Annotated in this window: 27 protein-coding genes; 21 read left to right on the forward strand and 6 right to left on the reverse strand. The window is 62.9% G+C overall.

Annotation, left to right across the window (positions count from 1 at the left end; translation table 11 throughout):
- Positions 1–11: 11 nt before the first annotated feature.
- Positions 12–647: a class I SAM-dependent DNA methyltransferase gene (locus tag GA829_RS05635; RefSeq protein ID WP_195177566.1), complete on the forward strand. Its 636-nt coding sequence runs from the start codon at positions 12–14 to the stop codon at positions 645–647.
- A gap of 7 nt (positions 648–654) precedes the next feature.
- Here GA829_RS05635 and GA829_RS05640 read toward each other — a convergent pair whose 3' ends face one another.
- A complete protein-coding gene (locus GA829_RS05640) occupies positions 655–1032 on the reverse strand; it encodes a DUF4180 domain-containing protein (protein ID WP_195177567.1) in 378 nt (125 codons plus the stop codon).
- 304 nt (positions 1033–1336) lie between these two features.
- On the opposite strand from GA829_RS05640, the gene leuC reads away from it, so the two are divergent.
- The 3 genes from leuC (at position 1337) to GA829_RS05655 (ending at position 5477) form a co-directional block, all read left to right on the forward strand.
- Entirely contained in the window at positions 1337–2746 is a 1410-nt protein-coding gene (leuC, locus tag GA829_RS05645; RefSeq protein WP_195177568.1) for a 3-isopropylmalate dehydratase large subunit, read from the forward strand.
- Positions 2747–2980: 234 nt separating this feature from the next.
- A complete protein-coding gene (locus GA829_RS05650; RefSeq protein WP_195177569.1) occupies positions 2981–4177 on the forward strand; it encodes a GGDEF domain-containing protein in 1197 nt (398 codons plus the stop codon).
- Between the two features lie 76 nt (positions 4178–4253).
- A complete protein-coding gene (locus tag GA829_RS05655; protein WP_195177570.1) occupies positions 4254–5477 on the forward strand; it encodes a GGDEF domain-containing protein in 1224 nt (407 codons plus the stop codon).
- Here GA829_RS05655 and GA829_RS05660 read toward each other — a convergent pair.
- On the reverse strand, positions 5461–5823 hold the full coding sequence (locus tag GA829_RS05660) for a hypothetical protein (protein ID WP_195177571.1): 363 nt from the start codon (positions 5821–5823) through the stop codon (positions 5461–5463). The two genes, GA829_RS05655 and GA829_RS05660, sit on opposite strands and share 17 nt — an antisense overlap.
- 264 nt (positions 5824–6087) lie before the next feature.
- Here GA829_RS05660 and GA829_RS05665 point away from each other — a divergent pair, with 264 nt between their 5' ends.
- From GA829_RS05665 to GA829_RS05695, 7 genes are all read left to right on the forward strand, one after another.
- Entirely contained in the window at positions 6088–6528 is a 441-nt protein-coding gene (locus GA829_RS05665) for a hypothetical protein (protein ID WP_195177572.1), read from the forward strand.
- A gap of 252 nt (positions 6529–6780) precedes the next feature.
- The gene (gene sdhC, locus GA829_RS05670) at positions 6781–7200 is read left to right on the forward strand and encodes a succinate dehydrogenase, cytochrome b556 subunit (protein WP_195177573.1); all 420 of its coding nucleotides are present in this window, start codon (positions 6781–6783) and stop codon (positions 7198–7200) included.
- A gap of 2 nt (positions 7201–7202) precedes the next feature.
- A complete protein-coding gene (gene sdhD, locus GA829_RS05675; RefSeq protein ID WP_195177574.1) occupies positions 7203–7598 on the forward strand; it encodes a succinate dehydrogenase, hydrophobic membrane anchor protein in 396 nt (131 codons plus the stop codon).
- 4 nt (positions 7599–7602) lie between these two features.
- Positions 7603–9438, forward strand: a complete 1836-nt coding sequence (sdhA, locus tag GA829_RS05680) for a succinate dehydrogenase flavoprotein subunit (protein WP_195177575.1) — start codon at positions 7603–7605, stop codon at positions 9436–9438.
- Between the two features lie 2 nt (positions 9439–9440).
- Positions 9441–9878, forward strand: a complete 438-nt coding sequence (locus tag GA829_RS05685; RefSeq protein ID WP_195177576.1) for a DUF3052 family protein — start codon at positions 9441–9443, stop codon at positions 9876–9878.
- Positions 9878–10657 carry a succinate dehydrogenase iron-sulfur subunit gene (locus GA829_RS05690; RefSeq protein WP_195177577.1) on the forward strand — a complete coding sequence of 260 codons (780 nt, stop codon included), beginning with the start codon at positions 9878–9880 and terminating at the stop codon, positions 10655–10657. The genes GA829_RS05685 and GA829_RS05690 overlap by 1 nt, the downstream gene beginning before the upstream one ends.
- 63 nt (positions 10658–10720) lie before the next feature.
- Positions 10721–11350, forward strand: a complete 630-nt coding sequence (locus GA829_RS05695) for a YceH family protein (RefSeq protein ID WP_195177578.1) — start codon at positions 10721–10723, stop codon at positions 11348–11350.
- Between the two features lie 67 nt (positions 11351–11417).
- Here GA829_RS05695 and GA829_RS05700 read toward each other — a convergent pair whose 3' ends face one another.
- Entirely contained in the window at positions 11418–11843 is a 426-nt protein-coding gene (locus GA829_RS05700) for an OsmC family protein (protein ID WP_195177579.1), read from the reverse strand.
- Between the two features lie 200 nt (positions 11844–12043).
- Between GA829_RS05700 and GA829_RS05705 the strand changes: the two genes are divergently transcribed.
- On the forward strand, positions 12044–12250 hold the full coding sequence (locus GA829_RS05705; protein WP_258052163.1) for a hypothetical protein: 207 nt from the start codon (positions 12044–12046) through the stop codon (positions 12248–12250).
- A 2-nt stretch (positions 12251–12252) separates the two neighbouring features.
- The gene (locus GA829_RS05710) at positions 12253–12609 is read left to right on the forward strand and encodes a YciI family protein (RefSeq protein WP_195177581.1); all 357 of its coding nucleotides are present in this window, start codon (positions 12253–12255) and stop codon (positions 12607–12609) included.
- A gap of 89 nt (positions 12610–12698) precedes the next feature.
- On the opposite strand, the gene GA829_RS05715 is transcribed toward GA829_RS05710, so the two are convergent.
- Positions 12699–13647 (reverse strand): IS630 family transposase gene (locus GA829_RS05715; RefSeq protein WP_258052023.1). Its coding sequence is split into 2 segments (ribosomal slippage): positions 12699–13305 and positions 13304–13647, totalling 951 coding nucleotides; the frame shifts between segments, so codons are not numbered across the junction.
- 131 nt (positions 13648–13778) lie between these two features.
- Between GA829_RS05715 and GA829_RS05720 the strand changes: the two genes are divergently transcribed.
- Positions 13779–14189 (forward strand): hypothetical protein, encoded by a 411-nt coding sequence (locus tag GA829_RS05720; protein WP_258052164.1) that lies wholly within the window; start codon positions 13779–13781, stop codon positions 14187–14189.
- A 128-nt stretch (positions 14190–14317) separates the two neighbouring features.
- Here the strand turns inward: GA829_RS05720 and GA829_RS05725 are convergent, their stop codons facing one another.
- The gene (locus tag GA829_RS05725) at positions 14318–15580 is read right to left on the reverse strand and encodes a ubiquinone biosynthesis hydroxylase (RefSeq protein WP_374940386.1); all 1263 of its coding nucleotides are present in this window, start codon (positions 15578–15580) and stop codon (positions 14318–14320) included.
- A 101-nt stretch (positions 15581–15681) separates the two neighbouring features.
- On the opposite strand from GA829_RS05725, the gene tesB reads away from it, so the two are divergent.
- From tesB to GA829_RS05760, 7 genes are all read left to right on the forward strand, one after another.
- Positions 15682–16554, forward strand: a complete 873-nt coding sequence (tesB, locus tag GA829_RS05730) for an acyl-CoA thioesterase II (RefSeq protein ID WP_374940409.1) — start codon at positions 15682–15684, stop codon at positions 16552–16554.
- A 217-nt stretch (positions 16555–16771) separates the two neighbouring features.
- Positions 16772–17110 (forward strand): P-II family nitrogen regulator, encoded by a 339-nt coding sequence (locus tag GA829_RS05735; protein WP_195177583.1) that lies wholly within the window; start codon positions 16772–16774, stop codon positions 17108–17110.
- Between the two features lie 31 nt (positions 17111–17141).
- The gene (locus tag GA829_RS05740; RefSeq protein ID WP_195177584.1) at positions 17142–18497 is read left to right on the forward strand and encodes an ammonium transporter; all 1356 of its coding nucleotides are present in this window, start codon (positions 17142–17144) and stop codon (positions 18495–18497) included.
- Positions 18498–18908: 411 nt separating this feature from the next.
- Complete coding sequence (locus GA829_RS05745) at positions 18909–19184, forward strand: hypothetical protein (RefSeq protein WP_195177585.1); 276 nt, start codon at positions 18909–18911, stop codon at positions 19182–19184.
- Between the two features lie 248 nt (positions 19185–19432).
- Positions 19433–22102 (forward strand): FtsK/SpoIIIE family DNA translocase, encoded by a 2670-nt coding sequence (locus GA829_RS05750; protein WP_195177586.1) that lies wholly within the window; start codon positions 19433–19435, stop codon positions 22100–22102.
- Between the two features lie 149 nt (positions 22103–22251).
- Complete coding sequence (locus tag GA829_RS05755) at positions 22252–22938, forward strand: outer membrane lipoprotein carrier protein LolA (RefSeq protein WP_195177587.1); 687 nt, start codon at positions 22252–22254, stop codon at positions 22936–22938.
- A gap of 308 nt (positions 22939–23246) precedes the next feature.
- A complete protein-coding gene (locus GA829_RS05760; protein WP_195177588.1) occupies positions 23247–24053 on the forward strand; it encodes an exodeoxyribonuclease III in 807 nt (268 codons plus the stop codon).
- 157 nt (positions 24054–24210) lie between these two features.
- On the opposite strand, the gene GA829_RS05765 is transcribed toward GA829_RS05760, so the two are convergent.
- The gene (locus GA829_RS05765; RefSeq protein ID WP_195177589.1) at positions 24211–24666 is read right to left on the reverse strand and encodes a cyclic nucleotide-binding domain-containing protein; all 456 of its coding nucleotides are present in this window, start codon (positions 24664–24666) and stop codon (positions 24211–24213) included.
- Positions 24667–24735 lie beyond the last annotated feature (69 nt).

Genomic DNA, 24735 nt, shown 5'->3' on the forward strand with positions numbered 1-24735 from the left:
AGGAGCGCCCGATGATCGTCGACAAGGCCAATGCGGCGCTGGATTCGGTCTACATCGCCAACACGCCGGAAGCCCTCGCCGAGGCCTATGCCGAATGGGCCGCGACCTATGACAGCGAAACCGCATCGCTCGGCTATCTGCTGCCGTTCCTGATCACCGCCTGGGTGGCGCGCCATGTCCCATCGGGCGAGGGGCCTTTGCTCGACGCGGGCTGCGGTACCGGCCTGTCGGGGCCTTCGCTGAAGGCGCTCGGCTATGTCGACATCGCCGGGCTCGATCTGTCGCAGGACATGCTGAAGATCGCCGGCAGCCGCAATGCCTATGGCGAGTTGAAAGAGGCGATGCTTGGTGGTCCGCTGCCCTGGCCGGACGGTCATTTCCGTGCGTTCTTCTCGACCGGCGTGTTCACCATCAGCCATGCGCCGGCTTCAGGTCTGCACGAGCTGGTCCGGATCACCAGGAAGGGCGGCCACGCCATTTTCACCGTGCGCGACCAGGTGTTCGAAAGCGGCGGGTTCCAGGCTGTGTTCGACGAGCTGAAGCAAGCGGGGAAATGGCGCGCGGTCGAAGAAAGCCCATGGTTTCGCTGCTACGCGATCGCCGAGCCTGACGCGCTGGTCAAAACCTTCGTCTTCGAAGTTCTTTAACCGGCTATCAGTGCGCGGTGCCAGCGGCCGGCCGTCTGGCCAGGCGTTCGGCAAGGGCCGGCTTGTCGGCCAGGAACCACAGCTGCTCGCCCCGGTTGGCCTCACGGGCAAAGTCGGCGAATGCAGTGCTGCGGCTGGCGGGTTCCGAGACATCGCCAATGATCGCCAGCTTGACACCGTAGTTGACGCATTTCTGCGCCCATTCCCCTGCGACACCGGTCTTCAGCTGAAAAAAATCCTGCGGCAAAGCGCTGACCGATATCATGACCCAATCGACATCGTACCCCGATGTATCGCCGATGAGGTCGAGGACCCTGGGTGCCCGATTGCCGTCGGCCTGCCATTCGAGGACGCGATGGCCGTGCATGTCGTGAAGCGTATTCATCACCAGTTCCTCTTGGGACGCGCGCTTTGATATGGTTCGGCGAGCTTGTCAACGCCAGCTACGACATCGAGCCACGCCGCAATTGCCGAAATCGGCAAAGATTGATAAGAGCAGGCCCATGGAAGAGCTTTTTGGCGATCCGGCCTACAAGGGTTTCGTGCTGCAGGACAGAAAACGCCTGCCGTCACGCTTCTCCGCGCGTGTGTCCGGGGCGCTTACCAGCCGACTTCGCTGACCCCTGCCGGTCGGCCGCGGGCTTGCGGCATCTGCTTCTTCCCCATTCCAAATCGACGGATTTACGCACATGAGCGCACCGCGCACCCTCTACGACAAGATTTTCGACGACCATATCGTCGACCGCCAGGACGATGGCACCTGCCTGCTCTACATCGACCGCCACCTCGTCCATGAAGTGACCAGCCCGCAGGCCTTCGAAGGCCTGCGCATGACCGGCCGCAAGGTCCGGCATCCGGAAAAGACGCTGGCCGTGGTCGATCACAATGTCTCGACCTCGCCCGAGCGCAAGTTCGGCATCAAGAACGAGGAAAGCCGCATCCAGGTCGAGGCGCTGGCCAAGAACGCCAAGGATTTCGGCGTCGAATATTATTCCGAGAATGATATCCGCCAGGGCATCGTCCACATCATCGGCCCGGAGCAGGGTTTCACGCTGCCGGGCATGACGATCGTTTGCGGCGACAGCCACACCTCGACGCATGGCGCTTTCGGCGCTTTGGCGCATGGCATCGGCACGTCGGAAGTCGAGCATGTGCTGGCGACGCAGACGCTGATCCAGCGCAAGGCCAAGAACATGCTGGTGCGTGTCGACGGTGTGCTGCCGGCAGGCGTCACCGCCAAGGACATCATCCTGGCAATCATCGGCGAGATCGGCACCGCCGGCGGCACCGGCTATGTCATCGAATATGCCGGCGAAGCGATCCGCGCTTTGTCGATGGAAGGCCGCATGACCATCTGCAACATGTCGATCGAGGGTGGCGCGCGTGCCGGCCTGATCGCGGCCGACGAAATCACCTTCGCCTATGTGAAGGACAAGCCGCGCGCGCCGAAGGGCGCGGCATGGGATGCGGCGCTCGAATACTGGCAGACGCTGCAGTCGGACGAAGGCGCGCATTTCGACAAGGTCATCGTGCTCGATGCGGCCAAACTGCCGCCGATCGTCTCCTGGGGCTCGTCGCCCGAGGATGTCGTGTCGGTGCAAGGCATCGTGCCGAACCCCGACGACATCACTGACGAGAACAAGCGCACCTCGAAGCACCGGGCGCTCGACTACATGGGCCTGAAGCCGGGAACGAAGATCACCGACATCACGCTTGACCGCGTGTTCATCGGCTCCTGCACCAATGGCCGTATCGAGGATCTGCGCGCCGTGGCCAAGGTGGTCGAAGGCAGGACGGTCAACCCGAATGTCAATGCGATGATCGTACCGGGTTCCGGCCTGGTCAAGGAACAGGCGGAAGCCGAGGGCCTCGACAAGATCTTTCTCGCCGCCGGTTTCGACTGGCGCGAGCCGGGCTGCTCGATGTGCCTGGCCATGAATGACGACCGGCTGAAGCCACATGAGCGCTGCGCCTCGACCTCGAACCGCAATTTCGAGGGCCGGCAAGGCTTCAAGGGCCGCACCCATCTGGTGTCGCCGGCAATGGCGGCGGCAGCGGCGATCGCCGGTCACTTCGTCGACATCCGCGACTGGAAATAAATTCCGGAAAGTTCCGGTTTTCATTCGAGTGCATGCCAAACCCGGACCGCTTGGCGGTTCGGGTTTTTCTTTCAGCCGCCATCTCTGTAATCTCGCGTCAGCAATCTCGCGAAAAATCGGGACCAGGCCTCTTTCGACGAGATTTCCGCCGCATATTCGCTTTCGCTTAACCGCTTGTTTGGGCTTGCGGGGCTAAGCTCTTCCCCGACGTAAGTAAGGGGAAGTCACGGTCCTTTGGACATTGGTCTGTTCATAGCGCTGCTCAATCCGACGATCGCGCTCGCGCTCGGCGCGGCCTTTCTCGTGCTTTGGTCGTATCAGCGCCACCGGCCCTATCTGGCTGTGCTTGGCGCAAGCTACGCAGCCTCGGCCGTGGGTTTCCTGTTGCAATATTTCACGTTGCCGGTGGGCATGGTGATGACCAAGCTGGTGTCCAATCTGTTCTTCACCTTCGCCGGGTGCTGTCTTTCCGGAGCGGTCGTGGCGCGCTATGGCCGCAAGGTTCCCTATGTCGGCATCGCCATCCTGGCGGCCGGTGGCCTTGGCTCATTCTGCTGGTTCATGTTCGTCGAGCCAGATCTGACCTGGCGAATCTATGCGATGAATTTCGCTTTCGGCGGCATCAGCCTGCTGGTGGCGGCCGAACTGCGCACGGTGCGCAACAATGGCCCGACCGAAATGATCCTGTTCGTGCTGTCGTTGATCTCAGGGGTCAACTTCTTCATACGGACTACCATCATCGTCACCATGCACGGGCCGTTCACGAACTATGACGGGTTTTATGGCTCGTCCTACTGGACGACGGCGCTGCTGTCGCACGCGCTGTTGTCCTTGCTCATCGCGCTCTGCCTGTTCACCGCCGCGGCACTCGACGTGATGAAGGCGCTGAAGACCGAGACCTATACCGATCCTTTGTCGGGCCTGCTCAACAGGCGCGGCTTCGAGGAACGTGCGGTATCTCTCCTGCATCGTTGCGCCACGGCCAAGTTCCCGGTCGCATTGGTGCTGGCCGATCTAGATCATTTCAAGGCTCTGAACGACGTGCATGGCCATGCGGCGGGCGATCGGGTGATTGCCGATTTCGCCACCAAGCTTCGATCCGCCTGCGGCGTGCGCGGTGTGGCCGGGCGAATCGGTGGCGAGGAATTCGCCGCATTGCTGCCGCTCAGCGATCTCGCCTCGGCACGGCTGCTGGCCGAAGCGGTGCGCACGCTCTATTCAGCCGGCAGCGTCGATGGGCTGCCGCCGGGCACCAAGGTTACCGCGAGCTTCGGCGTGGCGGCGCGCACCGGCGATGAAGGGCTGGAGCCACTGATGCGCCGCGCCGACGAGGCGCTGTACAAGGCCAAGAAGAATGGCCGCGACAGTGTCCGCCTGTCCTACGAGCGGCCGGAAGCGATGTTCGTTCATGAACCATCCAAGACCGGCTGACCTCTTGCGGCAGGCCCGCTGTTAACGTCTTTTTCGCCCGTCGATGTTTTGGTATCGCCCAGGAGTGCGAAACCAGATGGGCAGCGCGAACTTCATCCTGTTGATCAACCTGTCGGTTGCCGGGCTGCTGGCCGCGGCCTTCCTGACGATTGCCGTCTATAATGTCGGCCGCGCCTCGGCGCGCTGGCTGGCTTTTGGCTATCTCCTCGGCATGGTCTATTGCGCCATCGAGTTCAGCATCCCGGCCTTCGACAATGCCCGGCCCATGGTCGTCGCGGCCTTTGCCGTCTTTCTCGGCGCGACAGTCGCTTTCAACGCTGGTGTTGCGCATAAATACGCCGTCGCGCCGCCCTGGCCGGCGATGCTGTTCTTTCTGTTCGCCGCCACGGTCGCGGTTTACGTCGTGCAGGATCTGCCGCGCCAGTCGCTCGCACGCATGATGGTCTACCAGCTGCCCTATGCGGTCATGCAGTTTGTCGGCCTTGGCATCGTCTGGTCGTCACGGCAGAAACGCGATCGGCTCGATCACGCCTTGATGGCGGTTCTGGCCGCCAGCGGTCTGCAGTTCGCCTCAAAGCCGTTTATCGCGCATGCGCTGGGCGGCTGGGGCGCCAATCCTCAGGCCTATATGCAGAGCAGCTATGCGCAGGTATCGCAATCGCTGGGCACGGTCTTCGGCCTGGCTCTGGCGTTGCTGATCCTTGCCATCCTGGTGCGCGATGTGCTGGCCGAAGTGACATTGAAGTCGGAAATGGACACACTGTCACGGCTGCTCAACCGGGGCGGGTTCGTTCGTCATGCGGAGATCGCGCTGGTCGGCGCGGTGCGCCAGGGTGTTCCGGTTGCGCTTGTCATCGCTGATCTCGACCATTTCAAGACCGTCAATGATAGTTTCGGGCACGCTTCAGGAGACCGGGTTATCGAGGTCTTCGCAGGGTTCCTGCGCGAGGCCGCGGCCGACCACCATGTCGCCGGCCGCATCGGTGGCGAGGAATTCGCCATCATCCTGCCGGGGACGAACCTTACCGCCGCCAGGCTTTTTGCCGAAGGCACGCGCAGCGCCTTTGGCGCGCTGCCCATCGAAGGGCTGCCGCGCGACAGCCGCTGCACGGCGAGTTTCGGCGTTGCCGAGTTGCAGCAGGGAGAAAGCTTCGCCAACCTGATGCGGCGGGCGGACGAGGCGCTCTACCAGGCCAAGAATGGTGGACGCGACTGCGTGCGGATCTCGACCAGGCAGGCCGGCGCTCGGCAGCAGCCGTCGGCGCCGGGCAAACCCCAGGATCTCAACGGCAGGGACTGAGTTCAGGCATCTCGCCGTCGGACAGCCCGTACATATAGCTGCGGCCTTTCACGAAAACCGGCGGCCGGTAGCAATCGCTGTAGCCGGTCAGATCGTCCGATTCGTGCTCGTAGATGACCTTTGGCTGACCAGCACTTGTGTAGGCGGACAGTTCCTTGGCCAGCTTGCCTTCGCCGACGAGGATGCGCTTGTAGCCGGCGGCGCTTTCGATGACGAGATTGCCGAAGGAATCGGCGTAGACGCGGTCCTGATGACGGGCTCCGGCCAGTGCCGGTGCGGCAAAGCCGATGGCTGCCGCTGCCAAGATGATCGCTGAAAGGCGCGATCGGCCTGAATTCGAACGCATGGCGTCCTCTCCGTGGTTGGAGGAAAGCCTCCTCGAATCAGAAATTAACCTTTTCTTAACCTTTGTTAAGAGGCTGGCGCGTTGCGCGGCGATGTCTCGTCAAACATGGTTAATTTCCGACTGGAGGGAAAACCCGATGGCCATCATTCGGCCATGCTTGCCCGCTCCATCGCAGCCGGCGCCGAGTGGATCCAAAGGTGACGTCGGAGCAACCTTGATCTTGGCGCGGTATCGCGGCTAGTTTGCCGCACGGGAGGACAGCATATGGCGTTAGGCCGGACGGTTTGGGTGTCCGTTTTCCCGTTGATGACTATCGTTGCTGCCTGTGTGCCGCAGGATGGCGCGCCGAAGGCGGCCAATCCCGCTTCGCCTGCTCCCGCTCAGCAGTCCAGCGCGACCGTGGCGCCCTCGGCATCCGCGCCTTCAGCACCGGCAACCAAGATTACCACCGACCTCACCGCGCCGCGATCCACTGTGGGTAAAGCCACCTATGGCTGCGGCAATGGCAGCGCGATCACCATTCAGAATCTCGGCTCGTCGTTGCGCGTGATCGAGCCGGATGGCGCGACCGAGGAGTTCGTGGCGTCGCCCGCCAACCAGTCCAGCCGCTACCAGGAAGCCGCCACGCATAACGCAATCGTGATCGACGGGCGTGAGGCGCTGGTGATGAAGAGGGGCTCGACGCCGCAGACCTGCAAGCGATAGTGCGAATCTCAATACAGCCGGGCTCTGGACAAGACATGCTGCACTGCAGCGATATAGAGCCGGCCTCGGCCGCCAGCCCCTAATCGATTGAAGCCCGAGCCTGTCTTTTTGTCAGACTAAATGACGTTTCCAAAACGATTTTCTGGCTTTGACGCGGTGCAAAAAGAGCATTAGAAACCGGCTGTCCGAAGTCGCAACCGGAAGCGGTAACGCCGCATTTCCACCTGAGGCTGACGCCGAACTGGGGGAGCCATGAGCAAATCACCAGCCACCCGCGCCAATGCCAGACGTGAACGGCCGCTTTCGCCGCATCTCACGATCTACCGGCCGCCGATCACCATGACGATGTCGATCATCCATCGCATCACGGGTGGTGCACTCTATTTCGGCACGCTGCTGGTCGCCGTCTGGCTGATGGCGGCGGCAAGCTCGCAATCGACTTTCGATCTCGTCAACTGGGCCTTCGGCACTTGGCTCGGCCGGCTCATCCTGTTCGGCTACACCTGGGCGCTGATGCATCACATGCTGGGCGGCGTCCGGCATCTGATCTGGGACACCGGCGCCGGTCTTGAAAAGCACACGGCCTCGAAGATCGCCTGGGCTTCGCTGGCCGGCTCGATCCTTCTGACCGTGCTGATCTGGGTCGCCGGCTATATGGCGCGGGGAGCCTGATGATGAGCGGCAACAAGAACGACATGCGCACGCCGCTGGCGAAAGTCCGCGGCCTCGGCTCGGCCCGCGAGGGTACGCAGCATTTCTGGCGCCAGCGCCTGACGGCGCTCGCCAACATTCCGCTTCTTCTCTTCTTCGTCGGTTTCCTCGTTGCGCTCAATGGCGCGGGCTATGCCGAGGTGCGGGCAGCACTCGCCAATCCGTTCGTGGCCCTGGTGATGGCCCTGGTGCTGATCTCCGGGCTCACCCATATGCGGCTTGGCATGCAGGTGATCATCGAGGACTACGTGACGAGTGAAGGCCTGAAGCTGGCGACAATCGCGCTCAACACATTCTTTTGCATAGCGGTCGGCGTTGCGTCGCTCTTCGCCCTGCTCAAACTGGCATTCGGAGGCTGACCTCTTGGCCAAGGACACAAAGACCTCCAATTCGGCCGGCTATACCTATGTCGACCACAAATTCGATGTCGTGGTCGTCGGCGCCGGCGGCGCTGGCCTGCGCGCCACGCTCGGCATGGCCGAACAGGGGCTGCGCACCGCCTGCATCACCAAGGTGTTCCCGACCCGCTCGCACACGGTGGCGGCGCAAGGCGGCATTGCCGCGTCGCTGTCCAACATGGGCCCCGATTCCTGGCAGTGGCACATGTACGACACCGTCAAGGGGTCGGACTGGCTGGGCGATGTCGACGCCATGGAATACCTGGTGCGCGAAGCGCCAGCCGCCGTCTACGAACTCGAGCACTACGGCGTGCCGTTCTCGCGTACAGAAGAGGGCAAGATCTACCAGCGGCCGTTCGGCGGACACATGATGAACTACGGCGATGGTCCGCCCGTGCAGCGCACCTGCGCCGCCGCCGACCGCACCGGCCACGCCATCCTGCACACGCTCTACGGCCAATCACTGAAGAACAACGCGCAGTTCTTCATCGAGTATTTCGCGCTCGACCTGATCATGGAACCGGACGGCACCTGCACCGGCGTCGTTGCCTGGAACCTCGATGACGGCACCATCCACCGCTTCTCGGCCAAGATGGTGGTGCTGGCGACCGGCGGTTATGGCCGCGCCTATTTCTCGGCGACCTCGGCGCATACCTGCACCGGCGACGGTGGCGGCATGGCAGCGCGCGCCGGGTTCCCGCTGCAGGACATGGAGTTCGTTCAGTTCCACCCGACCGGCATCTATGGCGCCGGCTGCCTGATCACCGAGGGCGCGCGCGGCGAGGGCGGCTATCTCGTCAACTCCGAGGGCGAGCGCTTCATGGAGCGCTACGCGCCGTCGGCCAAGGATCTCGCCTCGCGCGACGTCGTCTCGCGCTGCATGACGCTGGAAATCCGCGAAGGCCGCGGCGTCGGCAAGAACAAGGACCACATCTTCCTGCACCTCGACCATCTCGATCCGGCGGTGCTGCATGAGCGGCTGCCCGGCATTTCGGAATCGGCGAAGATCTTCGCTGGCGTCGACCTGACCAAGGACCCGATCCCGGTGCTGCCGACCGTGCATTACAACATGGGCGGCGTGCCGACCAACTACTGGGGCGAGGTGCTGAACCCGACCACGAGGAGCCCGGACAAGGTGTCGCCCGGGCTGATGGCGGTGGGCGAAGCCGGATGCGCTTCGGTACACGGCGCCAATCGGCTGGGCTCCAACTCGCTGATCGACCTTGTGGTGTTCGGCCGCGCGGCGGCGATCCGGGCAGGCCAGGTTATCGACCGCAAGGCCTCGATCCCGGCGCCCAACGAAGCCTCGGTCGAAAAGATCATGGATCGCTTCGACCGGCTGCGCCACGCCAACGGCTCGACGCCGACGGCGGTGTTGCGTGAGAAGATGCAGAAGGCGATGCAGGAAGACGCGGCCGTGTTCCGCACACAGGAGTCGCTTGAAAACGGCTGCAAACGCATTTCGCAGATCTGGACCGAGCTCAAGGACGTGAAAGTGTTCGACCGCTCGATGATCTGGAACTCGGATCTGGTCGAGACGCTGGAGCTGGAAAACCTGATGGCCAACGCCATCACCACTGTCTATGGCGCCGAGGCGCGCAAGGAGAGCCGGGGCGCGCATGCGCGGGAAGACTTCGCCGCCCGCGACGACAAGGTCTGGCGCAAGCATACGCTGGCGCGGCTCAGCGAAGATGGCAAGGTGACGCTCAGCTATCGCCCGGTGCACACCGAGCCGCAGCTGAAGGAAGAAGACGGCGGCATCAGCCTGGCCAAGATAGCGCCGAAAGCGCGGGTGTATTGACCATGGCACCGGCGGCAGCGGGATATTCCGGCACGCCCCTTCCGGCCAAGCTCGGCCTGAAGGACGGCATGGTCGCTGCCTTCATCGCCTTGCCGGCGGAGCTCGATGATCTCGCTGACGCGGTCGACTTCGCCAGTCTCGATCGGCTCGCCGACTGGTCTGGGATTTCGGGCGTGCGCCAGAAATATGATGCGGTCCATGCCTTCACCCGGCAGCGCGCCGAGATCGAGGATCGTCTCGGCGATGTCGAGACGGCGATCAAGCGGGACGGCATGGTCTGGGTGTCGTGGCCGAAGAAAGCATCGAAAGTGCCGACAGATGTCACCGAACATATCGTGCGCACAGAAGCGCTTAAACTCGACCTTGTCGACGTCAAGGTCGCCGCCGTGAATGAGATCTGGTCTGGGCTGAAGCTCGTCATCCGAAAGGACCTGAGGTAATGGTCGAACTGACGCTCCCCAAGAATTCGCAGATCAAGGCAGGCAAGACCTGGCCGAAGCCGGATGGCGCCACCAATCTGCGGGAATACCGCATCTACCGCTGGTCGCCGGACGATGACGAGAACCCGAGCATCGACACCTATTTCGTCGACATGGACGATTGCGGCCCGATGGTGCTCGACGCGCTGCTCTACATCAAGAACAAGATCGACCCGACGCTGACCTTGCGCCGCTCCTGCCGTGAAGGCATCTGCGGCTCCTGCGCCATGAACATCGACGGTTCCAACACGCTGGCCTGCACCAAGGGCTGCGACGACATTTCCGGCGCGGTAAAAGTCTATCCGCTGCCGCATATGCAGGTGGTCAAGGACCTGGTGCCCGACCTCACCAATTTCTACGCCCAGCATGCTTCGATCGAGCCATGGCTGAAGACGGTGTCACCGACGCCTGCCAAGGAATGGCTACAGAGCCACGAGGACCGCGAAAAGCTCGACGGGCTCTACGAGTGCATCCTGTGCGCCTGCTGCTCGACCTCGTGCCCGAGCTACTGGTGGAATGGCGACCGCTATCTCGGCCCGGCAACGCTCCTGCAGGCCTATCGCTGGTTGATCGACAGCCGCGATGAGGCCAAGGGCGAACGGCTCGACAATCTCGAGGATCCGTTCCGGCTCTATCGCTGCCACACCATCATGAACTGCGCGCAAACCTGCCCCAAGGGCCTCAACCCGGCCAAGGCGATCGCGGAGATCAAGAAGATGATGGTGGAGCGCAGGGTCTGACCCAACTCGACTTCATATGTAGCGATCCTTCGCGCCCTCCAGCCCCGAAAGGATAGCCAATCCATGAGCGACGACCTTCCCATCCTGTCCCCTGCCGAAGCCCGGGTGCTCGGCTGCCTGATCGAGAAGAAGGAGCTGACGCCCGACGTCTATCCGCTGTCGCTCAACGCAGCACTTGCCGCCGCCAACCAGAAGACGGCGCGCGAGCCGGTGATGGCACTGGAGCAGGTGGAGGTGCACCGGGCGTTGAAGCTGCTTGAGCAGAAGGGGCTGGTGCGGCAGATGTTCGGCTCGCGTGTCGAGCGCTACGAGCATCAGATGGCGCAGCGCTTCTCGCTGACCACGCCGCAGACCGCCCTGCTCGGCCTGCTTCTGCTGCGCGGGCCGCAGACGGCGCATGAGTTGCTGGCGCGGGCTGAGCGCATGGCGCGGTTTTCGTCGATCGAGGATTTGCGAACCGAACTGGACATGCTGATTGGCCGCCGGCCGCCGCTCATTCAGGAAATTCCGCGCGGGCCAGGCCAGCGCGAGGACCGTTACGTGCAGCTTCTCACGGGTCCGGTGGATATCGCCGCCCTTTCGGCGCAGCGGAGTGCGCCGGCCATGCCTGCTTCCGACCTGGAAGCAAGGCTGGAGGCGCTGGAGCAGGAAGTCGCGGCACTACGCGCCCGGCTTGACGCGCTGGGCGCCTAGAGCGGCCCCTGCATCACCCCGGCGCGCGGTCGATAACGCACCGGGGGGCCTTCACAGGGATGTGGCGTCAGGCCAGCTTGGCGTCGAGCGACACATTGATGGCGCCGAGCGCCTTCGAGACCGGGCATCCGGCCTTGGCCTTCTCGGCCAGTTCCTGGAATTTCGCCGCGTCGATGCCCGGCACATTGCCGACCACCGTCAGCGCGCTGCCGGTGATGCCGGTGCCGGGAACCAGCGTCACCACGGCCTTGGCGTTGAGTTCAGCCGCGGGCGTGCCGTTCTCGGCGAGGAAATGCGAAAACTGCATGGCAAAGCAACCGGCATGGGCGGCGGCAATCAGCTCTTCCGGGTTGGTGCCGGATTTGCCGCTCTCGTCCTCGAAGCGCGCCTTGAACGAATAGGGCGTGCCTTTCAGCGTGCCGCTCTGGGTGTCGAGCGTGCCCTTGCCCTCTTTCAGATCGCCTTTCCAGACGGCGTTTGCGGTGCGGTCCATGGAATTCCTCCTGGGTTGTCGTGGGTGAGCTGTCAATCAGCGTCCGGTCAACTATAGCGTGCGCGGCTTCGAAGGCCACCGCGCTTTCACGTCGGCAAGCGATAGAGAGTTTAAAAAACTCGCGTGCAGAAATGTCGGGTCGCCGCAGCGCCAGCCGTCCTGCGTGTGGCCACGCCATTCGTGGCCGCATGGAGCGTCACATGGATCTGTTGTCTTCAACACGCGAAAGGCTGTTCGGGCAGGAAACGGACTGGGTGCGGGTGCAGCCATCCGGCTTTGGACGGCTGCTGTTGGCACTCGCCATCATTGCCGTCGGCTTCAGCCTGCTCGACCATGTCGCGGCAGGCAGAAGCCAGGCTGGCGTCTCCATCGCTTCGTCCTATGGTTCAAACCCGCAAAGGAGATAGAAATGCAATATATCTGCCTGGTCTATGGCGAGGAGAAAGACCTCCACGCGCTCACCCCTGCAGGGGGAGCCAAGCTCGATGCCGATTCGCTGGCCTATGACCGGTCCCTGGAGGAAAGCGGCCGCCTGATCATGGCTCAGGCCCTGCAATCGGTGAGCACGTCGAAGACCGTGCGCCGGCGCAAGGGCAAGAGTCTGGTCACCGACGGGCCGTTCGCCGAGACCAAGGAACAGCTGCTGGGATTTGTCATGGTCGAGGCGAAGGACCTGAATGAAGCGCTCGAAATTGCCGCCGGTATTCCGCTGGCCGAGATGGGCACCATAGAGGTGCGGGCGATCTACGACATACCGGGATCATAGGCGCCGCGCACAGCGTGCGGCCAGGCAAAAGGTTTCCTGGCCGTTCGCAACTCTTGCGTGTTGAAGCAAGGCCCTAGAGCAGAATCTGATCATTCCGGCTCATATCCTGTTGCGGCGAAGTAGTTGGCGCACTCTGTTGGTGTGAAGCATGGCAGTGCGGCGCTGATGGTATCCCACAATTCCGCGACGGTTCGTGCGGCGGCTTTGCGTAGGATCGATTTCAGCTTGGAAAAGGCGTTCTCGATCGGGTTGAAGTCAGGAGAGTAGGGCGGGAGGAACATCATCCTTGCGCCGGTCGCTTCGATCGCCTCACGGGCGGCTGCGCTTTTGTGCGCCGGCAGGTTGTCGAGGATCACGACATCGTCGGGCCGCAGCGTCGGCACGAGAACCTGCTCGACATAGGCGACGAACCATTCGCCCGTCATCGGGCCGTCCAGGACCATTGGCGCGGTCATGCCAGTGAGGCGCAGGGCGCCGGTGAACGTCGTCGTCTTCCAATGGCCATGCGGGATTGGCGATCGGCACCGCATCCCGCGCTTCGTGCGCCCCCGCAGTCGAGCCATCTTTGTCGAGGCTCCGGTCTCGTCGATGAAGACCAGATGCTCGGGATCAAGATCGGGCTGGGCGTCGAACCACGCGTTTCGTCGCGCGGCTACGTCTGGTCGCTCCTGCTCGCTGGCGTGCGCCGTTTTTTTTGAAGGTCATGGAGTGACGATCGAGAAAGCGCCAGATCGTGCTCGTCGCAAACGACGCGCCATGCTCTTGTCGCAGCAACTCGGCGAGTTCGACCAGCGTGATGTCCACCCGCCTCTCGATCGCCGCCAGAAGGATGTCGCGATACGCTTCGACGCGGTGGGACCGCCTGTCGCCGCCCTGCGGCTTTGCGCAGGTGGATCCGCTCGCGCGCCATTCCCGGACCCAACGCACCGCGCTTGCCGCCGCCACGCCAAATCGCGCCGCTGCCGCCCGTCGCGACAGGCCGCCATCAACCGCTGCGACCACGCGAGCCCGCAAGTCTTCGGATAAGGATTTCGCCATGCCACGCCGGCCTCCTAATCCAGCAGATATGCTGAATCAGATTTCCAATCCCCACGAAACCCCTATCGATTCTATTCGCTCGGATTTTGCTCTAGTTCCCCTATCGTCGCCCGGGTTCCAGGGGATCTCGTATGCCTTTCCTGATTGCTATCTTCGGTCTGTTGGGAGCGGCGGCGTTCTGGTGGTACCGGATGAAGGCCATGAACGAAGCCGCGCGGGACGTTGCCGATGTCATCGGCCGGGTCCAGGGCTCGGTGCGCCGCAAGAAACTGCGCAAGCAGGCGGCGCTGTCACCGCTGACGGCGATCGACGATCCCGTGGTGGCGGCCGCGACGCTGATCACATCGATCGTGTCCGAAGATGGCCCGGTGCTGCCGCAGCGCGAAGCCGTCATTCGCGCGGTGATTTCCGAGATCGCCGACAAGAAGAAGACCGATGAGGCCGTCGTCTATGCCAAATGGGCGGCGGCGCAGATCGATGACACCACAATCGTCATCGACAAGCTCGCGCCATTCCTGCGCGAACGTCTACGACGTGGGTGAACGAAATGACCTGCTGCAGATGGTGAACCGCGCCGCGCAAGGCGGCGAGAAAAGACTCGAGATTTCAGACCAGCGGATATTGCGGCTGCGGCAGAAGCTGGGTTTCGAAGTTAATTAGCCGCCGCGCCTCAGATCGCTTCACCCTTCAACAAGCGCGGCGTGCTGGCGGACAGACCCGATGCCTGGCGGATAAAGAAATCCTTCAGCCGCGGCATGCGTTCAACCAGACCGAGGCCAATGTCGCGCACCGCGCGCAGCGGGCCGATGTCGTTGGAAAACAGCCGGTTCAAGACATCGGTGGTGACGCCCATCTGCACCGTGTCGAAACGGCGCCACTGCTGGTAGCGTTCGAGCACGTCGAGCGCGCCGATATCCTGGCCGAGACGGTCGGCCTCGACAATCACTTCGGCAAGGGCGGCCACATCCTTGAAGCCGAGGTTGAGGCCCTGGCCGGCGATCGGGTGGATGCCGTGGGCGGCGTCGCCGGCGAGCGCCACGCGCGGCGCGACGAAGGCGCGGGCAATGGTCAGGCCGAGCGGCCAGGCGCGCGGCTTGTCGGCGACGCGGATTTCGCCAAGCTTCAGGCCAAAGCGCTGTTCGAGCTCATGCTCGAAGATGAAGTCGTCGCCGGAGACCAGTTTTTCGGCGTCCTCGGCGCGCTCGACCCAGACGATCGACGAGCGGTTGGTGCCGTCCTTGTCCGGCTTCAACGGCAGGGTGGCGAAGGGGCCTGCCGGCAGGAAATGCTCTTCGGCGCGGCCATTGTGCGGGCGCTCATGCGCCACTGTGCAGACGATGCCGGACTGGCCATATTGCCATTTCACCGTCTTGATACCGGCCATGTCGCGCAGCTTCGAATTCACCCCGTCGGCGGCAACCAGCAGACGCGCCTTCAGCGCCGCGCCATCGGCCAGCCGCACGGTGATGCCGCTGCCGCTGGTCTCGAACCCCTGCACAGCGACGCCTTCGATGATCTCGATGCCGAGTTTTTCGGCACAGTCGCGCAAGGCGCCGTTCAGCACCCGGTTGGACACCATGTGCGCAAAGGGTTCGCCCGGTGCGACCTCGCCGTCGAAGGTCAGGAACACCGGGCGCACCGGATCGGAAGTGCGCGAATCGGTGATGATCATGTCGGTGATCGCCTGGGCTTCCGGCGCGATTTCGGCCCAGACGCCGAGCTGGTCGAGCATGCGGCAAGCGGCGGCGGCAATGGCGGATGCGCGGCCATCCCTCTGCCAGGCGCCAGCCGGCGCGGCATCGACGAGGGCGATGGCAAGCCCCGGGCGCGCCTGTTTCAGCGATACGGCGGCGGCGAGCCCGACATAGCCGGCGCCGGCGACCAATATGTCGAGCTCCGACCTCGATTTTGCATCCGCCTTGCGTTCCACCATGTTCAATCCTTCCACGCCGGCCGGGCATTGCACCTTGACGGCCCGCCGTTCCTGTCGGAAACCCGCCATAGCATCTTGCGGCGAGGTCACGAAACATGACGATGACGGCCATGGACGAGCTTCTCGGCATTCTCGACCTCGAGAAGCTCGAACACAATCTGTATCGTGGTCGCAGCCCCAAGCTCGACTGGCAGCGCGTCTTCGGCGGCCAGACCATCGCGCAGGCGCTGGTCGCGGCACAGCGGACGGTCGAACCCGAGCGCCACGTGCATTCGCTGCACGGCTATTTCATGCGCCCCGGCGACACCAAGGTGCCGATCATCTACGAGGTCGACCGTATCCGCGACGGCGGCTCCTTCACCACGCGGCGCGTCGTGGCGATCCAGCATGGCCAGGCGATCTTTTCGCTGGAAGCCTCATTCCAGCAGGATGAGGTTGGTCTCGAGCACCAGGTGCCGATGCCGCATGACGTGCCGGCGCCCGACACGTTGCTGTCGCAGCGCGAATTGCTGGGCAAGTTCGGCGAGGCGGTGCCGGAGGGCATCAAGCGCTACTGGGAGCGCGACCGGCCGATCGAGATGAAGCCGGTGATGCTGAAGCACTACACCAGCCGTGAAAAACTGGAGCCGAAGCAGAACATCTGGATCCGCACTACCGGCCCTGTGCCGGCCGATCGCGCCATCCAGTCGGCGGTGCTCGCCTATCTCTCCGACATGACGCTGCTCGACACCTCGACCTTCGCGCATGGCCGCGCCATTTTCGATCGCGATATCCAGGCGGCGAGCCTCGACCACGCCATGTGGTTCCACCGCAGCCATGCGCTGGACGACTGGATGCTCTACACGCAGGACAGCCCGTCGACGCAAGGGTCGCGCGGCTTTACGCGCGGCTCGCTGTTTGCCCGCGACGGCACGCTGATTGCCTCGGTTGCCCAGGAAGGGTTGATCCGGCTGAAGCGGCCGCCTGCAGATTAGGCATTTCGAAGAAACTGCCTAATTTTTAATCACCAGCACCCCCGCTGTCGTGAGCAGTCGGCCTTTGCCCGCGCTCCAATCCCTTTGTTTACAGAGGGTTAACACCCTGCTTCGGCAACTGGCACGGAGCTTGAATCCTGTTGAGCACTCTCCGGCTCTTTGGGATCGGTGAAGTCGTGCAAACGCGGGGCACCGCAACAGCAAAGGGTGAAACCTTATGAAAATCGTGATGGCAATCATCAAGCCGTTCAAGCTCGACGAGGTACGCGAAGCGCTTACCGCCGTCGGCATCCAGGGCCTGACCGTCACCGAAGTCAAAGGCTACGGGCGTCAGAAGGGACATACGGAAATCTATCGCGGGGCGGAATACGCGGTCAGCTTCCTGCCGAAGATCAAGATCGAAGTCGCGGTCAGCATCGACATGGTCGACAAAGCCGTCGAGGCCATCACCGCCGCCGCCAAGACCGGCCAGATCGGCGACGGCAAGATCTTCGTTTTCGGCATCGACCAGGCGGTGCGCATTCGCACCGGCGAAACAGACACCGACGCGCTTTGAGCGGCGAACACGTATTCCAATGGAGAGTTCAATGAATATTCCTTCCACCTTGAAGACGACGGGACGCGCCGCCCTCTTGGGCTCGCTCGCTCTCGCAGCATTGGGCACGGTCGCCGCCTTCGCGCAGCAAGCGGCGCCGGCCGTGGCCGCTGCGGCACCGGCGGCTGCTCCCACCCCGGTGCTCGACACCGGCAACACCGCCTGGATGCTGACCTCCACAGCGCTGGTGCTGATGATGACCATCCCGGGCCTGGCGCTGTTCTACGGCGGCATGGTGCGCAAGAAGAACGTGCTCGCCACCATCATGCAGAGCTTTGCCATCACCTGTCTGGTGACGGTGCTGTGGTTCATGTTCGGCTACTCGCTGGCCTTCTCCGACGGCGGCGGCATGAACAGCTATCTCGGCGGCACCTCGAAATTCTTCCACCACGGCATCACCACCGCCAGCCTGTGGCTGCCTGGGGTGGCGAACATTCCGGAATTCGTCTTCTCGATGTTCCAGATGACCTTCGCCATCATCACGCCTGCGCTGATCGCCGGCGCCTTCGCCGAACGGTTCAAGTTCTCGGCGCTGCTGATCTTCATGGCGCTGTGGCTGCTGGTCGTCTACGTCCCGATCGCGCATTGGGTCTGGGGTGGCGGCTTCCTCGGCACAGCTGGCGTTCTCGACTTCGCCGGCGGCACGGTCGTCCATATCAACGCCGGTGTTGCCGGTCTGGTCTGCGCCCTGGTTCTTGGCAAGCGTGAAGGCTACGGCACCACCAACATGGCGCCGCACAACCTGGTCTATTCGGTCATCGGTGCTTCGTTGCTGTGGGTCGGCTGGTTCGGCTTCAACGCCGGTTCGGAACTCGCGGCCGACGGTCTCGCCGGTGCGGCCATGCTCAACACGCAGGTTGCCACCGCAGCCGCGGCGCTGGCCTGGATGTTCGCGGAATGGATCATCGCCAAGAAGCCGAGCGTGCTCGGCATCATCTCCGGCGCCGTTGCCGGCCTGGTAGCGGTGACGCCGGCTTCCGGCTTCGTCAATCCGACCGGCGCCTTCATCGTCGGCATCGTGGCTGGCGTCGTGTGTTACATCTCGGCGGTCAAGGTCAAGCACATGTTCGGCTATGACGACTCGCTCGATGCCTTCGGCGTGCACGGCGTCGGCGGCGTGGTCGGCGCCTTGCTGACCGGCGTGCTTGCCGATCCGGCGATCAACAGCCTGTCGTCGGGCGCTTCGCTCGGCAAGCAGATCTACGGCGTTGCCGTCACCATCGTGTGGACGGCGGTCGCGACGTTCGTGATCCTCTACATCGTCAAGGCATTGGTCGGCCTGCGCCCGACGAAGCAGGACGAAGTCGAAGGTCTCGACATCAGCCAGCATGGCGAAGTGGTGCCGTAAGGCCTTCGACGGGAGCGCGCCGCTTCGGGCGACGCGCTTCCGGTCTCGGTCTGTGCATGCCGTCGTTCCAAAACCGCTATGCGCTTTTGACGGCATGCAAACAGGGGACCGGCGGAACCCTCCTCCCGCCGGTCCCCAATCCCCACGCAATTCCGGACGGAAAACCGCAGAACACTTTTCCTGGAATTGCTTCTGAATCCCGTCGTGATGCTCCCGAAAGGAGTTCACGCTTTGAGGCCCGGATCATGTCCGGGCCTCTTTTTTGGTTGAATCGTTCTGGCTATGCCGCGATCCGGGCAATCACGTTCGCGTGATGTGGATTTTTGAGGAAACATCGACCGCTTTCGCCCCGAACTGTGAGGACGATCGTCATGTTGGCGCTCGGACAAACAACAGGGAAGGAATTTTCTCATGAACTTCAAGAATATCTGCCTCGGAGCACTCGCTCTTTCCATGGTCAGCGGCGTGGCATTTGCCGGTGCTCTCGACGAGCCGGATAACATGGCGCCGTTCTTCACCGATTCCGGCATGAAAACCATGAAGCCGATGGCGGAATTCAAGACTGCTTTCATGGCGATGCCGATGGAAAAGCAGGAAGCAATGAAGAAGGAATGCCAGGATGCGGCGATGAGCAAGCCGCATGCTGAATTCTGCGCCAACGTGAAAATGCTCGGCGGCAACAACTAAGCGCCGCGATCAGGCCAACGCCTGATCGTTTTATGTCGAAGGAACGATGGCGGGCGCGGTGCCCGCCATCGTCGTTGAGGGCCGCCGAGAGCCGCGCCGCTTCGCCCGGCCGACAGTTATTTGCGTGAAGCACCGGCGTATGCGCCATGGTTAATGCGCCCTTAACCTTCCCCCCGATAGTCTGGCATTCGAATCTGCCGGAGTGCGTCATGCGCCCGGGTCAGTCCATGACAGACGGGGAACGAGGTATGCGTTCAGGGGCTTCAGCACCGCTTGCGCTAGCCGATACGGGGCACGGCATCCAGGCGTTCGCGCGGCGTCAGGTCGGCCGGCTGGTCGGTGCCAGCCTGTTCGCGGTGGTCGCCTTCGGCGTCGCCAGCCTGGCGACATGGAACGTCGCTGATCCAAGTTTCTCGCACGCCACCGCCAACACCGTCACCAACGCCATGGGTTATGCCGGCGCGGTGTTTTCCGATCTTGCCATGCAGTTCTTCGGCCTCGCCGCCGTCGCGGCGCTGGTGCCGGCCGTGATCTGGGGCTTCCTGCTGTTCAGTGCGCGCGGGGTCGACAGGCTGCCGAAGCGCGGGCTGTTCTGGTTCGGCTACGCGCTGCTTGCCGCGGCGATCGCCGGCTGCGTCGTGCCACCCAAGACCTGGCCCTTGCCGACCGGTCTTGGCGGCGTGTTCGGCGACATGGTGCTCAAGATTCCGGGACTTGTCCTTGGCGGTTATCCGACCGGGCTGGTCGCCAGCGTCATCGCCCTCTTGCTGGCGGCACCGACACTTTGGCTTTTCGCCTTTGGCTCGGCCCTGATCGGCCGCAAGAACGGCTTTGCCATCCAGGAGGAATCCGTCGTCGATCCGCGCGATCAGGATGATCCCCTGTTCGACAATGAGGAAGACGAGGGCGACGAGGGCATTCTGGCGCTTGGCGCCATCACCCACTGGTGGCTGTCCTTGCGCGCCTACCTTCGCCGCCGCGCCGCGCGCCGCCGCGAAGAGGATGATTTCGAGCCGCAGATGGAGCCGCGCGCCAGCGCCTGGCGCCGCGCCGCCGAACGGGTCGAATCGGCCGAGTTCGCCGAATCACGCATGAGCGCCGACGGCCGCGCCCGCGTCGAGCCTGAATTCTTCGCTGCGATGGTCAATGACAGGACCGTTTCGCTCGACCCTGACGATGCCGATGTCTTCGAGACTGAAGCCGATGACGACATGGATTTTGATTCGGAGTCCGAGCCTGTCGGCCAGCGCCGCGCCTCGCCCAATGCCAAGGTGCAGCAGTTCCGTTCCGACGCAGCCACCCGTGTCGAGGCACCGGCACCGCGTCCGGCCCCCGGCGCCCGCGTCCAGCGCGAAGCGCAGACGTCGCTGATCGGCTCGGAAAAGTTCGAAATGCCGTCGTTGCATTTCCTGTCCGAGCCCAAGAACGTGGTGCGCGACGCCAGCCTGTCCAAGGACGCGCTGGAGCAGAATGCCCGTCTGCTCGAAGGCGTGCTGGAGGATTTCGGCGTCAAGGGCGAAATCATCGCCGTTCGTCCGGGTCCGGTGGTCACGCTTTACGAGCTTGAGCCGGCGCCCGGCATCAAATCGTCGCGGGTGATCGGCCTGTCCGATGACATCGCCCGCTCGATGAGCGCGATCGCCTGCCGCGTCGCGGTGGTGCCCGGCCGCAATGCTATCGGCATCGAACTGCCCAATGCCAAGCGCGAGACCGTGTATCTGCGCGAAATCCTGGCCAGCCGGGATTTCGAGACCACCAAGGCCAAGCTGGCGCTGGCGCTGGGCAAGACCATCAATGGCGAGGCGGTCATCGTCGATATCGCCAAGATGCCGCACGTGCTGGTCGCTGGCACCACCGGTTCCGGCAAGTCGGTCGCCATCAACACGATGATCCTGTCGCTGCTCTACCGGCTGAAGCCGGAGGAATGCCGGCTGATCATGATCGACCCGAAGATGCTGGAACTTTCCGTCTATGACGGCATCCCGCATCTTTTGACCCCTGTGGTCACCGACCCCAAGAAGGCTGTGGTGGCGTTGAAATGGACCGTGCGGGAGATGGAAGACCGCTACCGCAAGATGTCCAAGGTCGGCGTGCGCAACATCGACGGCTTCAACGCGCGTGTCAGCCAGGCCGACAAGAAGGGCGAGAAGATCTCGCGCACGGTGCAGACCGGCTTTGACCGCCAGACCGGCGAAGCGATCTACGAAACCGAGAATCTCGATCTCGAGCCAATGCCCTATATCGTCGTCATCATCGACGAAATGGCCGACCTGATGATGGTCGCGGGCAAGGATATCGAAGGCGCGGTGCAGCGTCTGGCGCAGATGGCGCGCGCCGCCGGCATCCATGTCATCATGGCGACGCAGCGTCCGTCGGTTGACGTTATCACCGGCACGATCAAGGCCAATTTCCCGACCCGTATCTCGTTCCAGGTGACGTCGAAGATCGACAGCCGCACCATCCTTGGCGAACAGGGCGCCGAACAGCTGCTCGGTATGGGCGACATGCTCTACATGGCCGGTGGCGGCCGCATCCAGCGCGTCCACGGGCCGTTTGTCGCCGATGAGGAGGTCGAGAAGATCGTCGCGCATCTGAAACTGCAGGGCGTGCCTGAATATCTCGACGCCATCACAGAGGACGATGGCGAGGACGACGACGAACCGTCGGGCAAGGGCGGTTCGGGCAACGGCGGCGGCAACAGCAATTTCGAGGATTCCGACGATCCCTATGATCAGGCGGTGTCCGTGGTGCTGCGCGACGGCAAGGCTTCGACCAGCTATATCCAGCGCCGGCTCGGCATCGGCTACAACCGTGCTGCCTCGATCATCGAGAAGATGGAGAAGGAAGGCATCGTCGGCCCGGCCAACCACGCTGGAAAGCGCGAAATCCTGGTGCCGACCGAAGACGACAAGTTCTGAACGGGCCCGGAAGACGACATTCGTCTCCATGGAAACTTTGACCCTTTCGAAGCGTTGCTGCAACTGAGGCTCGTGCATCCCGCCAAACTTCAGCCCCAGTGGGGGTTCAAGGACGGCGACAAATCAGGAATCAGATGAGAGTGACCGGCATGAAAAACGATCTTTCCGCGCTCGGCGATTTTGCCCCGACCCGGCGGCAGCTGCTTGGCTTTGGCCTGGCCATTGCCGGTGCCGCGGCCTTGAATGTGATGCCAGGGTTCCAGTTGCTGGCTTCGGCGCAGGCGGCTGTGCCGGCGGCGGCACAGAAGATCGCCGACCATTTCTCCTCGGTCAAATCGATGTCCGGCGAGTTCGTCCAGTTCGGCCCGAAGGGCGAGCAGACCGGCGGCAAGTTCTTTCTGGAGCGGCCGGGCAAGATCCGCTTCAACTATGACGGTTCCTCGAACTTCAAGGTCATCTCCGACGGCAAGTCGGTGGTCATTCTCAACAAGAAGCTGAACACGTCCGATCTCTACCCGCTGTCGAAGACGCCGCTGAAGCTGTTGCTCGACAACAAGATCGACCTCTCCGGAGATCGCGTCAAAGCCGTCAAGGAAGAGAACGATCTCACCACCATCCAGCTTGCCGACAAATCGGTGTTCGGCAATTCCCGGATCACCATGATGTTCGATCCGAAGTCCTATGAACTGCGTCAGTGGACGATCACCGACGCGCAAGGCAAGGACACCACGGTGATGATCTTCAACGTCAAGGAAGGCGTCAGCTTCGCAGCCGATACCTTTGCCATCGACTACGCCGCCAACCGTCAGCTCAACACCAACGGCTCTAACCGCTAGAGCCTGTTGCAGGCCCATCCGGCTCCGATGCTGATCTGCGTCATCTCGGCACAAACGGCGGGCCGCTTGCCACGATAGTTGTGGAAAGCGGTTCGCCATGCCGTGGCGAACGAGCCCTGAAATCGCATACGCGAAGATAATTTCCCGTCAAATCAGATGGCTAAGCCAGTTTGTGCGCGCTCGATGAGCGCACTGGCGGAGCTTGTCTTTGCCTCGGGTGGCTGGCAGGTTCCCGGCGGACTCTTTTAGGGCGTTTTGACCGCAGGGCCACCCGGCTTTGGCGGTATTACGCTTGCCGGATTTTTGCCATGCCCTTTTCCATCGCCACCTGGAACATCAACTCCGTTCGGCTGCGCATGCCGATCGTCGAGCGCCTGCTCGTCGAGCAGCAGCCGGACGTGCTCTGCCTGCAGGAAACCAAATGTCCCGACGAGCTGTTTCCGGTCGATGCGTTCCATCAGCTTGGCTACCAGCACGTCGCCTTTCATGGCCAGAAAGGCTACCACGGCGTGGCCACGGTGGCGCGGCGGCCGATCGAAATCGTCGAGAAGCGGCGGTTCTGCGAGATCGAGGACAGCCGGCATCTGTCGGTTACAGTACGGGCCGGCGGCAAGACGATCCTGCTGCACAATTTCTATGTTCCGGCCGGCGGCGACGAGCCCGACCCGGAGATCAACCGCAAGTTCAAGCACAAGCTGGATTTCGTCGCCGAGATGAATGCCATCCGCGCCGAGCACGATGAAGTTTCGGCCTCGGTGCTGGTTGGCGACCTCAACATCGCGCCGCTCGAACATGACGTATGGTCGCACAAGCAATTGCTGAAAGTCGTCAGCCATACGCCGGTCGAGACCGAGAATTTCGAAGCGATGCGGCTCGCCGGCAACTGGGTCGACCTGATGCGGCTCAACGTGCCGCTCGAGCAGAAGCTCTACACGTGGTGGAGCTATCGAGCACAGGACTGGAATGCCGCCAACAAAGGCAGACGGCTCGACCATGTCTGGTCGTCGCCCAATCTGGTGGCGGATTTTGCCGGCTATGAAATCCTGCGCGTCGCGCGCGGCTGGGACAGGCCGTCGGACCATGTGCCTGTCATTGCGCGGTTCGACCTCGAATAGGCGTGTCGGTATTCAGGTGAGGCCGGCCTGCAAACGGCAGTCTCCTGCGCTTCCGGTGCTCACGTACTTTTAGTACGCTCCGCTCCGGTTCTCGGAGCCCACCGTTTTCGGCTCGGCCTGACCTGAATCTCGGCACACCTGAGGCGTCAGTGCCAAGTCACCCTGAAAAGCGGGGCGCGAGTTCCTCGATGCGGCGGATCATCGCCTGGAATTCCTCCGAGATGCGCTGGTGCAGCTGCGCCGCGACATCGGGATATTCCTCCAGGATGCGCCGGAACATCTTGCGGCTCAGCCGGATCACTTCCGAATCGGTCGCGGCGGAGGCACTCGTCAGGCGCCTTGTGTCGGCGATCAGCGCCAGTTCGCTCAGCATGGTGCCGGGGCCGGCGGTGCCGAGCGCAACGCGCTCGCCATCCTGCTCCCGGTAGAGCGCAATGCGGCCGCTGACCACGACATAGGCGGAATCAGCTTCGTCATCCTCGCGGTAGAGCTTGCGGTCGGCCTGCAGCAAGGTGGTCTCGGCGCCGAAGGCGAGCAGGCGCAACTGTTCCTGCGTGAAACCCTCGAAGAGCCTCACGGCGGACAGGATGCGGATGTCGTCATCCAGCGCCATCTAGCTATGTCCCCGAACCGATAGTCCAGCTCCTCCTTTAGAGCGCCTCGCGTCCCTTGGACGCGCAAA

Source organism: Mesorhizobium sp. INR15, from assembly GCF_015500075.1.
Taxonomy (GTDB): Bacteria; Pseudomonadota; Alphaproteobacteria; order Rhizobiales; family Rhizobiaceae; genus Mesorhizobium.